The organism is Streptomyces sp. NPDC033174 (assembly GCF_055577795.1).
In genome coordinates, this window is sequence record NZ_JBVIPQ010000007.1 from 21686 (window position 1) to 35959 (window position 14274).

13 protein-coding genes are annotated in these 14274 nt (G+C 72.1%); 7 read left to right on the top strand and 6 right to left on the bottom strand.

Annotation, left to right across the window (positions count from 1 at the left end):
• Positions 1-28 precede the first annotated feature (28 nt).
• The 4 genes from ACZ5VC_RS22165 (at position 29) to ACZ5VC_RS22180 (ending at position 4130) form a co-directional block, all read left to right on the top strand.
• Positions 29-1753, top strand: a complete 1725-nt coding sequence (locus ACZ5VC_RS22165) for a BCCT family transporter (protein ID WP_469121758.1) — start codon at positions 29-31, stop codon at positions 1751-1753.
• 66 nt (positions 1754-1819) lie between these two features.
• Positions 1820-3457 carry an ABC-F family ATP-binding cassette domain-containing protein gene (locus ACZ5VC_RS22170; protein WP_469121759.1) on the top strand — a complete coding sequence of 546 codons (1638 nt, stop codon included), beginning with the start codon at positions 1820-1822 and terminating at the stop codon, positions 3455-3457.
• Positions 3457-3735 (top strand): 2-phosphosulfolactate phosphatase, encoded by a 279-nt coding sequence (locus ACZ5VC_RS22175; RefSeq protein ID WP_469121760.1) that lies wholly within the window; start codon positions 3457-3459, stop codon positions 3733-3735. Before ACZ5VC_RS22170 ends, ACZ5VC_RS22175 begins: the two co-directional genes overlap by 1 nt.
• Positions 3732-4130 carry a hypothetical protein gene (locus ACZ5VC_RS22180; protein WP_469121761.1) on the top strand — a complete coding sequence of 133 codons (399 nt, stop codon included), beginning with the start codon at positions 3732-3734 and terminating at the stop codon, positions 4128-4130. Before ACZ5VC_RS22175 ends, ACZ5VC_RS22180 begins: the two co-directional genes overlap by 4 nt.
• Before the next feature lie 281 nt (positions 4131-4411).
• Here ACZ5VC_RS22180 and ACZ5VC_RS22185 read toward each other — a convergent pair whose 3' ends face one another.
• Positions 4412-6796 carry a Tex family protein gene (locus tag ACZ5VC_RS22185; RefSeq protein ID WP_469122117.1) on the bottom strand — a complete coding sequence of 795 codons (2385 nt, stop codon included), beginning with the start codon at positions 6794-6796 and terminating at the stop codon, positions 4412-4414.
• 92 nt (positions 6797-6888) lie between these two features.
• A complete protein-coding gene (locus ACZ5VC_RS22190) occupies positions 6889-7749 on the bottom strand; it encodes an SCO6745 family protein (protein WP_469121762.1) in 861 nt (286 codons plus the stop codon).
• Between the two features lie 112 nt (positions 7750-7861).
• Here ACZ5VC_RS22190 and ACZ5VC_RS22195 point away from each other — a divergent pair, with 112 nt between their 5' ends.
• Both ACZ5VC_RS22195 and ACZ5VC_RS22200 read left to right on the top strand, forming a co-directional pair.
• Positions 7862-8833 carry a GlxA family transcriptional regulator gene (locus tag ACZ5VC_RS22195; RefSeq protein ID WP_469121763.1) on the top strand — a complete coding sequence of 324 codons (972 nt, stop codon included), beginning with the start codon at positions 7862-7864 and terminating at the stop codon, positions 8831-8833.
• A gap of 35 nt (positions 8834-8868) precedes the next feature.
• Positions 8869-9507, top strand: a complete 639-nt coding sequence (locus ACZ5VC_RS22200) for a DJ-1/PfpI family protein (RefSeq protein WP_469121764.1) — start codon at positions 8869-8871, stop codon at positions 9505-9507.
• A gap of 15 nt (positions 9508-9522) precedes the next feature.
• Here the strand turns inward: ACZ5VC_RS22200 and ACZ5VC_RS22205 are convergent, their stop codons facing one another.
• Positions 9523-10266 (bottom strand): enoyl-CoA hydratase/isomerase family protein, encoded by a 744-nt coding sequence (locus ACZ5VC_RS22205; RefSeq protein ID WP_469121765.1) that lies wholly within the window; start codon positions 10264-10266, stop codon positions 9523-9525.
• 243 nt (positions 10267-10509) lie between these two features.
• Here ACZ5VC_RS22205 and ACZ5VC_RS22210 point away from each other — a divergent pair, with 243 nt between their 5' ends.
• A complete protein-coding gene (locus ACZ5VC_RS22210) occupies positions 10510-11010 on the top strand; it encodes an ATP-binding protein (RefSeq protein WP_469122118.1) in 501 nt (166 codons plus the stop codon).
• Here ACZ5VC_RS22210 and idi read toward each other — a convergent pair.
• The 3 genes from idi to ACZ5VC_RS22225 all read right to left on the bottom strand — a co-directional run bounded on the left by idi (position 10985) and on the right by ACZ5VC_RS22225 (position 14115).
• A complete protein-coding gene (gene idi, locus ACZ5VC_RS22215; protein ID WP_469121766.1) occupies positions 10985-11578 on the bottom strand; it encodes an isopentenyl-diphosphate Delta-isomerase in 594 nt (197 codons plus the stop codon). The genes ACZ5VC_RS22210 and idi overlap by 26 nt on opposite strands.
• A 133-nt stretch (positions 11579-11711) precedes the next feature.
• Positions 11712-12992 (bottom strand): GNAT family N-acetyltransferase, encoded by a 1281-nt coding sequence (locus tag ACZ5VC_RS22220; protein WP_469121767.1) that lies wholly within the window; start codon positions 12990-12992, stop codon positions 11712-11714.
• A gap of 181 nt (positions 12993-13173) precedes the next feature.
• Positions 13174-14115 carry a cation diffusion facilitator family transporter gene (locus ACZ5VC_RS22225; protein WP_469121768.1) on the bottom strand — a complete coding sequence of 314 codons (942 nt, stop codon included), beginning with the start codon at positions 14113-14115 and terminating at the stop codon, positions 13174-13176.
• Between the last annotated feature and the right edge of the window lie 159 nt (positions 14116-14274).

Below are 14274 nucleotides of genomic sequence, written 5' to 3' on the forward strand. Positions count from 1 at the left end.
AAACTCCGCTTCCCTCTCCATGTGAAAGGTGCCGCTCGTGTCGCAGGAGGAACAGCAGCCGGCCGACCGGGGAAAGCTGCCGGTGACGGCATCTCTTCCGGGGCGTCACCCGCATGAGACCAAGCGCCCCGTGACCGACCGGATCGTGTTCGGCGTCACGGCGGTGCTCACCGTGGCCTTCGTCGTCTGGGGCGCGGTCGCCACCGACTCGCTGGAGAGCGTCTCCAGCTCCATGCTGCACGGCCTGATCCACAACGGCGGCTGGGCGTTCATGCTGGCCGCCTCCGGCTTCGTCGTCTTCGCGCTCTGGCTGGCGATCAGCCGGTACGGACGGATCACCCTCGGTCAGGAGTCCGAGGCGCCCGAGTTCCACACGGTGTCCTGGGTCGCGATGATGTTCAGCGCCGGCATGGGCATCGGCCTCATGTTCTACGGAGTCAGCGAACCCCTCGCGCACTTCGGCACCCCGCCGCCCGGCACCCACCCCGCCGACGCGGCGGACCGGATGCAGACCGCCATGGCCACCACCCTGTTCCACTGGACCCTGCACCCCTGGGCCATCTACGCGGTGGTCGGACTGGCGATCGCCTACTCCACCTTCAGGCGCCGCAGGCGCCAGACGATCAGCGCCGTCTTCGTCCCCCTCCTGGGCGAGAAGCACGCGTACGGCGCCCCGGGCCGCGTCATCGACATCCTGGCCATCTTCGCCACGCTCTTCGGCTCCGCGTGCTCCCTCGGCCTCGGCGCCCTGCAGATCGGCAGCGGATTCCACGAACTGAACTGGATGGAGAAGGCGAGCACCGGCCTGCTCGTCGCCATCATCGCCGTCCTCACCGTCTGCTTCGTCCTGTCCGCCGTCTCCGGCGTCGAGAAGGGCATCCAGTGGCTGTCCAACACCAACATGGTGCTGGCGGTCGTGCTCGCCCTCTTCGTCTTCATCGCCGGCCCGACGATCATCGTGCTCGACCTGCTGCCGACCTCGATCGGCGCCTACCTGGCCGACCTGCCACAGCTCGTCGGGCGCACCGAGGCCACCGGCGGCAAGGCCGTCGCCGACTGGCTCGGCGCCTGGACCGTCTTCTACTGGGCCTGGTGGATCTCCTGGACGCCCTTCGTCGGCATGTTCATCGCCCGGATCAGCCGTGGGCGGACGATCCGCCAGTTCGTGGGCGGAGTCATCCTGGTCCCCAGCACCGTCAGTCTCGTCTGGTTCGCCATCTTCGGCGGCACGTCGATGAAGCTGGCGGAGCGGGGCGAGCTCGCCAAGGAGACGACACCGGAGGGCCAGCTCTTCGGTCTCCTCCAGGAGTTCCCCATCTCCACCGCCATGAGCCTGCTGGTGATGATCCTGGTCGGCATCTTCTTCGTCTCCGGCGCGGATGCCGCGTCCATCGTGATGGGGACGCTCTCCCAGAAGGGCGCGTTCGAACCGGCCCGGCCCGTCGTCGTCTTCTGGGGCGTGGTCACCGGCGCCGTCGCGGCCGTCATGCTGCTGATCGGCAACGGCAAGGGTGACGCCCTGGCCGGCCTCCAGAACCTCACCATCCTCGCCGCGGCGCCCTTCGTGATCGTGATGGCCGCCATGTGCGTCGCGCTGATGCGGGACCTGCGGGACGACCCGCTGATCGTGCGGGGCGAGCGCGCTGAGGAGGCGGTCGAACTGGCGGTGATCGCGGGCCACGAGAAGTACGAGGGCGACTTCCAGCTGCGGATCGAGCCGGGGTCGCCGGACCAGGAGCCCAAGGGAGAGTGACCCGGTGGGCCGCGCCCACCCTCCCGGCGCACCCCCACCCCGCAGCCGCCTAGAATTCGTCCCCTGATGACTGCAACCCTCGTCGCGAAGAACCTCGCCGCCGGCCACGGCGAGCGCTCCCTCTTCTCCGGGCTCGACCTCGTCGTCGCGCCCGGAGACGTGATCGGCCTCGTCGGCGTCAACGGTGCCGGCAAGTCGACCCTGCTGCGGCTGCTCGCCGGACTCGACACCCCCGAGGAGGGCGAGCTGCGGCTCTCCCCGCCGGCCGCCACCGTCGGCCACCTCCCCCAGGAGCCGGAGCGCCGCGAGGGCGAGACGGTACGGGAGTTCCTGGCCCGGCGCACCGGCGTGGCCGCCGCGCAGCGTGCGATGGACGAGGCCACCCAGGGCCTCGTCGACGGCACCCCGGGGGCCGACGACGCCTACTCCACGACCCTGGAGCGCTGGCTCGCCCTCGGCGGCGCCGACCTCGACGAGCGCGCGGAGGAGGTCGCCGGCACCCTCGGTCTCACCGTCGGCCTCGACCAGCCGATGACCTCGCTCTCCGGCGGCCAGGCCGCCCGCGCGGGGCTCGCCTCCCTCCTCCTCTCTCGCTACGACGTCTTCCTCCTCGACGAGCCGACCAACGACCTCGACCTGGACGGCCTGGAGCGGCTGGAGAGCTTCGTCCAGGGACTGCGCGCCGGCACCGTGGTCATCAGCCACGACCGCGAGTTCCTCACCCGCACGGTCACCAAGGTCCTCGAACTCGACCTCGCCCAGCAGCAGATCACCCTCTACGGCGGCGGCTACGACGCCTATCTGGAGGAGCGCGACACCGCACGCCGGCACGCCCGCGAGGACTTCGAGGAGTTCGCGGGCAAGAAGGCCGCGCTGGAGGCCCGCGGCCATATGCAGCGCTCGTGGATGGACAAGGGCGTCAAGAACGCCCGCCGCAAGGCCGGCGACAACGACAAGCTGGGCCGCAACGCACGCAGCGAGGCGAGCGAGAAGCAGGCCGCCAAGGCCCGCCAGACGCAGCGCATGATCGAACGCCTCGACGTGGTCGACGAGCCCCGCAAGGAGTGGGAGCTGCGGATGGAGATCGCCGCCGCCCCCCGCTCCGGCTCGGTCGTCGCCACGCTGCGGGACGCCGAGATCCACCGGGGCGACTTCCACTTCGGACCGGCCTCGCTGCAGATCGACTGGGCCGACCGGGTCGCGATCACCGGCGCGAACGGCGCGGGCAAGTCCACGCTCCTCGGCGCCCTACTCGGCCGAGTCCCGCTCGACGCGGGCCACGCCACGCTCGGATCGGGGGTCGTCGTCGGTGAGGTGGACCAGGCCCGCAAGCTGTTCCACGGCTCGCAGACGCTGCTCGACGCGTTCTGCGCGGCCGTACCCGAGACCGAGCCGGCCGAGGTCCGTACGCTGCTCGCCAAGTTCGGCCTGAAGGCGGAGCACGTGCTGCGCCCGGCCACCACCCTGTCCCCGGGCGAACGCACCCGCGCCGCGCTCGCGCTCCTCCAGGGCCGGGGCGTGAACCTCCTCGTCCTGGACGAGCCCACCAACCACCTCGACCTTCCGGCGATCGAACAGCTGGAGTCGGCCCTCGACACGTACACCGGCACGCTGCTCCTGGTCACCCACGACCGCCGGATGCTCGACGCGGTCCACACGACCCGTCGCGTCGAGGTCGCGGCGGGCAAGGTGACCGAGCACTGATGCTCACGGTCCACTTCGCGTGGGGCCCGGTCGGCGCCCGGCACCTGGCGGGGGCACTGCGCCCGGAAGGCGGACCGTACGACCTCTCACCGGAGGCGGCCGTGGCCGTCGCGGCCTGGGACTCCACCGCGGACCCGGTGCCCGTCCTGCACACCTGCGAGTCGGGCCGCGAGCTGCACGACTACGGCTTCGCGCAGGACGTCGCCGTCGCGGCCGAACTCGACACCTCGACCACCGTCCCGGTCCTGCGGGACGGCGCCTTCAGGGAGCACGCATGATCGACCGGCTGATCCGGCTGCTGGACGACCTCGACGCCGACGTCGACGAGACGATCGACCTCGCCGACGAGATCGCGGGGTCGGGCGACCGCTCCCTGATCCCGCGGCTCGAAGCCGAACTGGACCGCGCCATCGGCGAACGCAACGCCTACGCGCGGGAGCTGCTCGGCGGGGTGCTGGCCGCCATCGCCGGGGCCGAGGCGCTGCCGGTGCTGATCCGGGCCTCGGCGGTCGACCTCGGCGACGACCAGGACGCCCTGGCCGCCGAGATCGTCGACCTGGTCCAGTCGAACCCCACCGAGGCCCGCGCCCAGCTCCAGCCCCTGACGAAGGACCCCGACTTCGCGACGGCCTCCCGCGCGGAATGGTCCCTGCGCTTCCTGCCGGCGCCGTAACCCCCGGGCCCACGAGGGGGGCTGCGCCACGCACGGGTCCTCGCGGTGCCCGGCCGCGATGCCCGGCCTCCACGCGGTCCGAAAGACGGACGTTGCGCCCGGGTCGCCCGCCGCCGGGTCGGGGGCCGTCCCGCGGGGGATGTCGGAAGCGATCCTTCCCCGCCCTGCGGGCCGGTGTCGGCAAGGCCCCGACGGTGAGCCGGAGCCCTGCCGCCGACGGCCGGTGGGCCCCCGCAAGAGGGCCCACTCGCCAAGTACCCGCCAAGCACCAGGCTACGGAGCTACCGCCCCCCGCGTCCCTTCTCGTTCAGCAGACCCGCCTTGCGCAGGGCGTCGGCCATCGCGCTGTTCGAGGGCGCGGGGGCCTGGGCGGCGCGCTCGCGGCCGCCCCCGGAACCGCCGCCGCCCCGCCGCTCACGGCCGCCGCCGCCCTGCCGCTGCTGCGGAGGACGTCCGCCGCGCTCCCGCTCCCGCTTCGGGGCGGCCTCGGCCGCCTCGTCGTCGAGGCGCAGCGTCAGCGAGATCCGCTTGCGCGGGATGTCGACGTCCTGCACCTTCACCTTCACGACGTCACCCGGCTTCACCACGTCGCGCGGGTCCTTGACGAAGGTCTTCGACATCGCCGACACATGGACCAGACCGTCCTGGTGGACGCCGACGTCCACGAAGGCCCCGAACGCCGCCACGTTCGTGACGACGCCCTCCAGGATCATCCCCGGCGCCAGGTCGCCGATCTTCTCGACGCCCTCCTTGAAGGTGGCGGTCTTGAACGCCGGACGCGGGTCCCGCCCCGGCTTCTCCAGTTCGCGCAGGATGTCCGTGACGGTGGGCAGGCCGAACGTCTCGTCCACGAAGGTGTCGGGCCGCAGCGACCGCAGGACCGCCGTGTTGCCGATGAGGGAGGCGACCTCACCGCCCACCGTCTTCACCATCCGGCGCACCACCGGGTAGGCCTCCGGGTGCACCGAGGAGGCGTCCAGCGGATCGTCACCGCCGCGGATCCGCAGGAAGCCCGCGCACTGCTCGTACGCCTTCGGGCCGAGCCGCGCCACGTCCTTCAGCGCCCTGCGGGACCGGAAGGGCCCGTTGGCGTCGCGGTGCGCCACGATGTTCTCGGCGAGTCCCGCCCCGATGCCGGACACCCGCGAGAGCAGCGGCGCGGACGCGGTGTTGACGTCGACGCCGACACCGTTCACACAGTCCTCGACGACCGCGTCCAGCGAGCGGGAGAGCTTCACCTCGGACAGGTCGTGCTGGTACTGGCCGACACCGATCGACTTGGGGTCGATCTTCACCAGCTCCGCGAGCGGGTCCTGCAGCCGCCGCGCGATGGACACGGCTCCACGGATCGACACGTCGAGGTCCGGCAGCTCCTGCGAGGCGAACGCCGACGCCGAGTACACCGAGGCGCCCGCTTCCGAGACCATCACCTTGGTGAGCCTCAACTCGGGGTGCTTCTCGCACAGTTCGGCAGCGAGCCTGTCGGTCTCGCGGGACGCCGTGCCGTTGCCGATGGCGATCAGCTCGACCGCGTGCTCCTTGGCGAGCCGCGCCAGCTTCGCCAGCGACTCGTCCCACTTGTTCGCCGGGACGTGCGGGTAGATCGTGTCGGTGGCGACGACCTTGCCCGTCGCGTCGACCACGGCGACCTTCACACCCGTACGGAAACCGGGGTCGAGCCCCAGCGTCGCCCGGGTCCCGGCCGGCGCCGCCAGCAGCAGATCGCGAAGGTTCGCCGCGAAGACACGGACCGCCTCGTCCTCGGCGGCCGTCCGCAGCCGCAGGCGCAGATCGATGCCGAGGTGGACCAGGATCCGTGTCCGCCACGCCCAGCGGACCGTGTCGGCAAGCCACTTGTCGCCCGGCCTGCCCCGGTCCGCGACGCCGAAGCGCCGCGCGACCATACCCTCGTACGTCGAGGGCCCGGGCGTGTCCGAGGGCTCCTCGGGCTCCAGCTCCAGGGTGAGGACGTCCTCCTTCTCGCCGCGCAGCATCGCGAGGACGCGGTGCGAGGGCAGCGCCGTGAACGGTTCGGCGAAGTCGAAGTAGTCGGCGAACTTCGCGCCCGCCTCCTCTTTGCCTTCGCGCACCTTGGCGGCGAGCCGTCCCCGTGTCCACATCCGTTCGCGCAGCTCGCCGATCAGGTCGGCGTCCTCCGAGAACCGCTCGGTGAGGATGGCCCGGGCGCCGTCCAGCGCGGCCTGGGCGTCCGCGACGCCCCGGTCCGCGTCGACGAAGGCGGCGGCCGCCGCGAGCGGGTCCACCGACGGATCGGAGAGCAGGCCCTCGGCCAGCGGTTCGAGCCCCGCCTCGCGCGCGATCTGCGCCTTCGTGCGGCGCTTGGGCTTGAAGGGCAGGTAGATGTCTTCCAGCCGCGCCTTGGTGTCGGCAGCCCGGATACGCGCCGCCAGCTCGTCGCTCAGCTTCCCCTGCTCGCGCACGGAGTCGAGGATCGCCGTCCGGCGCTCCTCCAGCTCCCGCAGATAGCGCAGCCGCTCCTCGAGCGTGCGCAGCTGCGCGTCGTCGAGCATCTCGGTCGCTTCCTTGCGGTAGCGCGCGATGAACGGCACGGTCGAACCGCCGTCGAGCAGCTCGACGGCCGCCTTCACCTGCCGCTCCCGTACGCCGAGCTCCTCGGCGATCCTGCCTTCGATGGACGTCGTCACGTGTCCCGACTCGCCTTCTCGTGCCTCAAGCATGAGCCTGCATTCTGCCGGTTCGGCGCCGGAAGTGCCGCAAGCCCCCCACCGCGCGGCGCTCAGCCCTTGCCGATGAGGTCTCCCGGGAAGGCGCCCGCGGCCACCGCGGCGCCCAGGAAGCCGCGGCCCAGCTCGGTGAGCCGCTCGACGCCGGTGGCGCCCAGGTGCTCGTACGGGGCGGAGTCCAGCCGGTCCGTGTGCTCCTCGACCTCGTCGCGCAGGGCAGCGCCCTCAGGGGTCAACTCGCCCTCGGCGTCCAGGAGTCCGCGCTCGCGCAGCCGCTCCACCGCCGCCTCCCAGTCGGCGCGTCGCCAGCCGCGGGTGCCGAGGATCCAGCGCGGCGCCATGCCCTTGCCCGTCGCGGTGTGGCTGGCCAGGGCCTCCACCGGGTCGAGCCCGGCGGACAGCAGGGCGACCAGGTGGCCGTCGCCGCGGTGCTCGCGCAGCAGCGTGGTGGCGTGCCAGTAGGCGAGGTGCGGGGCTTCGGGCACCGGCAGATCGGCGTGCGCGGAGTACAGCGGCCTGGCGTGGCGGGTGCACGCCTCGGTGGCGCGCAGGGCGAGACCGGCCGCCTCCTTCATCTCGGCCGACTCCACGGCGTCGCCGAGCAGCCGCCGCAGGGTGGTGTCGACGACCCGCAGCCGCGCCTCCAGGACCGTCGCGGGCGAGGCCGCCTCCCACACGGCCGGCAGATAGCGGGAGAGGAGCTCGTGGTTGTAGTTGTAGAAGGCGGCGGCGACCGTGCCGGGCCCGACCGCCCCCAGCGCGGCGCTGCGTGCGGCGATCCGGGCCGCGGCGGTGTCCTCGACGCCGATCGCGGCGAACTCGCGCTCGCAGTCGGGCGAGAAGTAGTGCGTCGAGTGGAACGGGTTCAGGACGTGGTGGCAGCGGCGTCCGGCACGCGCGGGCAGAGAAGTCATGACCGCACGTTACCGACTGGTCGGTACGGCGGGAACCCCCGGGATCCCCATGGCAGAAAAGGTGGGGTGCTCGTCATTGCGGCCATCCGCCGTCCGGCGAAGGATGAACGGCATGACGCGGCGACCCGTGCTCGTCGTCCTCTTCGAGGGCGTCCAGAGCCTTGATGTGACCGGACCGGTGGAGGTGTTCGCCGGCGCCGGCCGGCTCGGCGGGGACCTCCCGGCGTACCCGATCCGTACCGCCTCCCTCGACGGCGCGCCGGTGCGCACCCAGAGCGGCCTACGGCTGCTGCCGGACTCCGCACTCGCCGACGCGGAGGAACCGCACACCCTGCTCGTCCCGGGCGGCCAGGGCACGCGGTACCCCGACCCCCGGCTGATCGACTGGCTGCGGGAGCACGCCCCGCGCGCCGAACGGCTCGTCTCGGTGTGCACCGGCGCCCTGCTGCTCGCCGAGGCGGGACTCCTCGACGGTCACCGGGCGACCACCCACTGGGTGGTCTGCGACCACCTCGCCCGCTGCTACCCCGAGGTCGACGTGGACCCCGACCCCATCTTCGTACGGGACGGAAAGCTCTCGACCTCCGCCGGGGTGACCGCCGGCATCGACCTCGCGCTCGCCCTGGTCGAGGAGGACATGGGCCGGGAGGTGGCCCTCATCATCGCCCGTCACCTGGTCGTCTTTCTGCGCCGGCCGGGCAATCAGGCCCAGTTCAGCGCCCAGCTCGCCGCCCAGACCGCCCGGCGCGAGCCGTTGCGTGAGCTCCAGGCATGGATCACCGAACATCCCGACGGCGATCTGTCCGTCGACGCCCTGGCCGCCCGCGCCAGGCTCTCACCGCGCCACTTCGCCCGCGCCTTCCAGGCGGAGACCGGCACCACGCCGGGCCGGTACGTCGACCGCGTCCGGCTGGAACACGCCCGCCGCCTCCTGGAGGAGACCACCGACGGAGTCCAGGAGGTCGCCAGGGCGGCCGGCTACGGCACCCCGGAGGCGATGCGCCGGGCCTTCGCCAAGGCGCTCGGCACCGCGCCCGCCGAGTACCGCCGCCGCTTCCACGCACCCCTGCGATCCACGCGCTGACCCGCGATCCACCCACCGAAACGAAAAGGGATCCCATGCAGATCGCCGTCCTGCTCTACGACCGCTTCACCACCCTCGACGCCGTCGGCCCGTACGAGCTGCTGGCCCGGCTTCCCGGAGCCGAGACCGTCTTCGTCGCGAAGGAGGCCGGCCCAGTGCGGGGCGACCAGGGGAGCCTCGCCCTCGTCGCCGACAGGACCCTCGCCGAGGTGCCCGACCCCGACATCCTGCTGATCCCCGGCGGTCCCGGCTCCCGCGAGGCCATGAAGGACGCGGCGATCCTCGACTGGGTCCGCGCGGCCGACGCCGGCAGCACCTGGACTGCCTCGGTGTGCACCGGGTCCCTGATCCTCGCCGGGGCCGGACTTCTCAAGGGCCGCCGGGCCACCACCCACTGGCTCGCCCTCGACGAGCTGGTGCCCCACGGGGCCGAGCCGACCGGCGAGCGCGTGGTCTTCGACGGCAAGTACGTCACGGCCGCCGGGGTCTCCTCCGGCATCGACATGGCGCTCCACCTGCTCGGCCGGATCAGCGGAGACGCGGTCGCCCAGACGGTCCAGCTGCTCACCGAGTACGACCCGCAGCCGCCGTACGACGCGGGCTCGCCGGAGAAGGCCCCGGCCGAGATCGTCGCCCAGTGGCGCGGACAGGCGGAGAAGGTCCTCGCCGAGTAGGACGGTCCCGGCGCGTCAGCCGTCGTAGGTGAAGCGCGGAGCCCGGCGCTCCAGGAAGGCGGCGACACCCTCGGCGGTGTCGCCGCTGCCGCGTGCCCGCTCCGACCAGTACGCGTCCCGGTCCGTGCGGCCCGACGCGAACTCCTTCGCCGCGGCCTGCGTCAGCAGCGAGCGCGACACCAGGACCCGGACGAACTCGGCCACCCGCTTGTCCAGTCCGCCCCCGGGCAGCACCTCGTCCAGCAGGCCGGTCCGCAGCGCCCGCTCACTGTCGATCAACTCACCCGAGAAGAGCAGGTACTTGGCGACCGACGGTCCCACCAGCGACACGAGCCGCCGGGTGGAGGAGGACGGGTAGACGATGCCGAGCTTCGCCGGAGTGACCCCGAAGAGAGAACCTTCCTCGGCGAAACGGAGGTCGCAGGCCGCCGCCAGCTGGCTGCCGCCGCCCACGCAGTAGCCGCGGATCGCCGCGAGCGTCGGCTTGGGGAAGGCGGCGAGGGCCTCCTCGGCCCGAACCGCGAGGGTCTGCTGCTCGTCGCCGGGTTCGCGGAGCGTGGAGATGTCGGCCCCGGCGCAGAAGGTGTCGCCGGCGCCCGTGAGGACCAGGGCGCGTACGGCGTGGTCGGAGGCGAGCGCGGCGAGCAGCTCGGGCAGCGCCCGCCACATGCCCGCCGTCATGGCGTTGCGCTTGGCGGGGTTGCTGATCACGACGGTGGCGACGCCGTCCGCGACGGTGTGCTCCAACTGCGGCTCCATGCGCGGGATGCTATCCGGGCGCCTCGAACGAGGACCGGTGGGGGCGCCGGGTCGCAGCGCGGCGAAGGGACCGCGAAGCCGTCAACAGAAGGGCAGAACCAGTCGCCTATCTGATCCTCTTGTGCGTACTCGGTCAGAATCCATCGATACGTGTCGACTTCTGGTCAGTAGGTCGGTACGGACCAGCCCATTCCCAACACTCGGTCCGTGGCGACAATCGAGCACGAGGGTGGGAGCCGGACTATGGAGAGCGGCGGGAGCGTCCCCGCACGACCGCCGTCGTACGAAGGGGTCTGGCGCTTCACCGCTCCCGCGGTCGACGTCTCGGTGCCGCAGGCCCGGCACGCCGTACGGGACCTGTTGAACCGCCAGGGGGTGCCGGCCCACGACGACCTCGTCCAGGGGCTGCTGCTGATCGTCTCCGAGCTGGTGACCAACGCCGTACGGCACGCGGCCCTGCTCTCCCCGGAGATCGCGGTCGAGGTGGCGATCGGCGCGGAGTGGATCAGGGTGTCCGTCGAGGACAACCACCCGTACCGGCCGAAGGCGCTCGAGGCGGACGACGCCCAGACGGGCGGCCGGGGTCTGCTGCTGGTACGGGAGACCACCCTGGAGGCGGGCGGCACGTGCGACGTCGAGCACACCGCGAGCGGCGGCAAGATCATCTGGGCGGCGCTGCCGCTCAAGGTCGCCGGACCACCCCCTCCGCCCTATCTGGTCACCAGCCCCCGGCCGGCCCCGTGAGCTCCTTGATGGCGGGGCGCGCGGCGTCCAGTACGGTCATGAACCAGGCCGAGAACGGCGCCGCGGCGTGCCGCTCGGCCAGCTCCTGAGCCGTCACGAACGCCGTCTCGCCGACCTCCTCCGGATCCGGCCGCAGCGGGGCCTGGACCATGCCCACGAAGAGATGGTTGAACTCCTGCTCCACCAGGCCCGACGCCGGGTCCGGGTGGTTGTAGCGCACGGTCCCCGCCTCGGCGAGCAGCGACGGCGAGATCCCCAGCTCCTCCTGCGTACGCCGGGCGGCGGCCGCGAACGGCGCCTCGCCGGGGTACGGGTGGCCGCAGCAGGTGTTCGACCAGACCCCGGGGGAGTGGTACTTGCCCAGCGCGCGGCGCTGGAGCAGCAGCCTGCCCGACTCGTCGAAGAGGAACACGGAGAACGCCCGGTGCAGCTGCCCCGGCGCCTGATGGGCGGAGAGCTTCTCCGCGGTGCCGATGGTATTGCCGTCCTCATCGACCAGTTCGAGCATGATCGACGGCTGGATTCCGTTCGACGAGCTGTGCGCCGCGGTAGCTGATGTGGTCGGCATAACCATCCTTCGCATCGGTCCTCGGCCCTGTGGGGCCACCTCAGTCTGCCGTACAAACCCGGCTTGTCCGTACTTCGCCCGCCGGGCATGTCCGCTCCCGTCGCGCCGGAGCGCGGCGGGAGCGGACGTCGGTTCAGACTCCGAAGGCGTCCGGATAGAGGATCGTGCCCTGCGGCCCAGGCCCGGAACCGTCGAGGAACAGCGCCATCATGGCCTCGTCCGGCACCTCGAACGGCGCCCGGATGCCGTATGTCGAAGCCGGTACGAAACCGAACCTCGGGTAGTACTCCGGATGACCGAGTACCAGGACCAGCCGCTCACCCGCGAGCCGGGCTGCGTCCAGCACCGCCCGGACGACCGCCTGCCCCGCGCCGGCGCGCTGATGGGCGGGGGCGACCGCGACGGGGGCCAGCGCCGCGGCGGGCACGCCGCCGACATGGCACCGGGTGATCAGGGCGTACGCCGCGACCGTGCCGTCCGGCGCCTCGGCGACGTACGACAGGCCCGGCAGCCAGGCGGCCGCGTCGGCGCGCAGGGCGTCGACGAGAGCCGCCTCCTGAGCCGTCTCGAAGGCGGCGGCGTTGACCGCCCGTACGGACGGGATGTCCGCCCCGGTCTCCGGCCGGGTGCTCCAGCGGTCGTCCGCCGGCCGCAGCACATAGCCGGTGTAGCCGTACTCGGAGCCGTGGTCACGGCGCATGGCGATCTCCGCCCGGGCGGCGGCGAGCGCCTCGGCCATGCCGGGAACCGACGGATCGGCGGCGTCGGCCCGCTCGCCGAGCGGCCCGTAGTACTCCTCCCAGTCGCTCTCCGGCTGGGGAACGACCCCGAGGACGTGATAGCCGGCCGCGGCCGCCGCCGCCATGTCGGCGGCGGAGGTACGCAGCGGACAGTGCTGTTCCCAGAACGCGCGCGCGTCCGGGCTCGGCTCCTCCACCGTCCACTCGCACTCGGTGAGCACCAGCGTCCCCCCGGGGGCGAGCAGCCGGCGCCAGGAGCGCAGGGCGGTGTCGAAACCGATGCAGTAGGCGGAGCTCTCCGCCCAGACCAGGTCGAAGGACCCGTCGGGGAAGGGAAGATCCGCCATGTCCGCGTTGACGGTCCTGATGGCGTCACTGAGCCCGCGAGCCTCGGCGGCGCGCCGCAGCTCGTCCAGGAACGGCTCGTGGCGATCCACCGCCGTCACCTCCGCGCCGGCCTCGGCGGCGAGCAGCAGCGAGGCACGGCCCGGGCCGCAGCCCAGGTCGAGGACGCGCGCACGCGGCGGCAGCGGCCCGGCGAGGGAGAGCAGCCGACGGGTGGTGTCGTCGGAGCCGGGGCCCTGCCGCGGAAGACCGTGGTGCAGGGTGAAGAAGGCGTCGACGGAGGAAGAAGAGGGAGAAGGGGAGGAGGAGGAAGAGGTGGTGTCGGACAACGTGGGAGACCCTTGGTGTGAGAGGGTCGCGGCCGACGTCTGGGATCAGGTCGGCCGAGGACCCGGGAAGCTGAAGCCGGACCGGGCGCTGCTGTGGGCAGCCTCCATCGCGACGGTCATCGACCCAGCTCCTCTCCACACATCCGAGACCCGAGTGTCTCCGCGAAAAACGTAGCAGCGATCAGTGACAGAGATGGGCCTCATGCGCGGCATGGCCGCTCGGCTCCAGCTGGAACGTGCAGTGCTCGACGTCGAAGTGGTCGCCGAGGCACCCCTGGAGGTCGTGCAGCATCTTCTCGTGCCCTATCGAGTCCAGTACGTCCTGGGCCACGACCACGTGCGCGGAGAGCACCGGCATCCCGGACGTGATGGTCCAGGCGTGAAGGTCGTGGACGTCCTCCACACCGGGCAGCGCCAGTATGTGGGCGCGCATCTCCGCCATGTCGACGCCCTTGGGGGCCGCCTCCAGGAGCACGTCGAGCGTCTCGCGCAGCAGCTTCACCGTACGCGGCACGATCATCAGGCCGATGACCAGTGAGGCGATCGGGTCGGCCGCCTGCCAGCCGGTGGCGAGGATGATGCCCGCGGCGATCAGCACGGTCACCGAGCCCAGGGCGTCCGCGAGGACCTCCAGATAGGCGCCGCGCACATTGAGGCTCTCCTTCTGGCCGCGCATCAGCAGCGAGAGGGAGACCATGTTCGCCGCGAGGCCGACCAGGGCGAAGACGATGGTCGGACCGCCCTTGGTCGCGGCCGGCTCGATGAACCGCTGCACCGCCTCGTAGAGCACATAGCCGCCCACTCCGAGGAGCAGCAGACAGTTCGCGAGCGCGGCGAGGATCTCGGCCCGGGCGAATCCGAAGGTACGGTTCGCGGTCGCCGGGCGGTTGGCGAAGTGGATGGCCAGCAGGGCCATCGCGAGGCCCACCGCGTCGGTCGCCATGTGGGCGGCGTCGGCGATCAGGGCGAGGGAGTCGGCGACGACACCGCCGACGATCTCCACGACCATCACGGAGAGCGTGATGGCCAGCGCGACCCGCAGCCGCACGCGATAGGCGTGGGCCGCGGTGCCGGTGGGCGGCGGCCCGCCGTGCGTATGCCCGTGATCGTGCCCAGCCCCCATGAGGACGCCTCCCGCTTTCTTCGTGGCTCGGTTCGCCCTTTCGCTCGCGCCGCCAAGTGAACTACGGGTGGGGGGTATCTGCAAGCCGGCACTGAACACCGTTGTCATATGCTCTGACCTGCGGTGATGGCTCTCGGTCGAGCCGCAGGCCAGAGCACG

Bases quoted from the DNA above. Each gene is read 5' to 3' on its own strand.
- ACZ5VC_RS22175 (WP_469121760.1), top strand. From the start codon at position 3,457: ATGCTCACGGTCCACTTCGCGTGGGGCCCGGTCGGCGCCCGGCACCTG.
- ACZ5VC_RS22200 (WP_469121764.1), top strand. From the start codon at position 8,869: ATGCAGATCGCCGTCCTGCTCTACGACCGCTTCACCACCCTCGACGCC.
- ACZ5VC_RS22170 (WP_469121759.1), top strand. From the start codon at position 1,820: ATGACTGCAACCCTCGTCGCGAAGAACCTCGCCGCCGGCCACGGCGAG.
- ACZ5VC_RS22205 (WP_469121765.1), bottom strand. From the start codon at position 10,266: ATGGAGCCGCAGTTGGAGCACACCGTCGCGGACGGCGTCGCCACCGTC.
- ACZ5VC_RS22190 (WP_469121762.1), bottom strand. From the start codon at position 7,749: ATGACTTCTCTGCCCGCGCGTGCCGGACGCCGCTGCCACCACGTCCTG.
- ACZ5VC_RS22195 (WP_469121763.1), top strand. From the start codon at position 7,862: ATGACGCGGCGACCCGTGCTCGTCGTCCTCTTCGAGGGCGTCCAGAGC.
- idi (WP_469121766.1), bottom strand. From the start codon at position 11,578: ATGCCGACCACATCAGCTACCGCGGCGCACAGCTCGTCGAACGGAATC.
- ACZ5VC_RS22225 (WP_469121768.1), bottom strand. From the start codon at position 14,115: ATGGGGGCTGGGCACGATCACGGGCATACGCACGGCGGGCCGCCGCCC.
- ACZ5VC_RS22180 (WP_469121761.1), top strand. From the start codon at position 3,732: ATGATCGACCGGCTGATCCGGCTGCTGGACGACCTCGACGCCGACGTC.
- ACZ5VC_RS22210 (WP_469122118.1), top strand. From the start codon at position 10,510: ATGGAGAGCGGCGGGAGCGTCCCCGCACGACCGCCGTCGTACGAAGGG.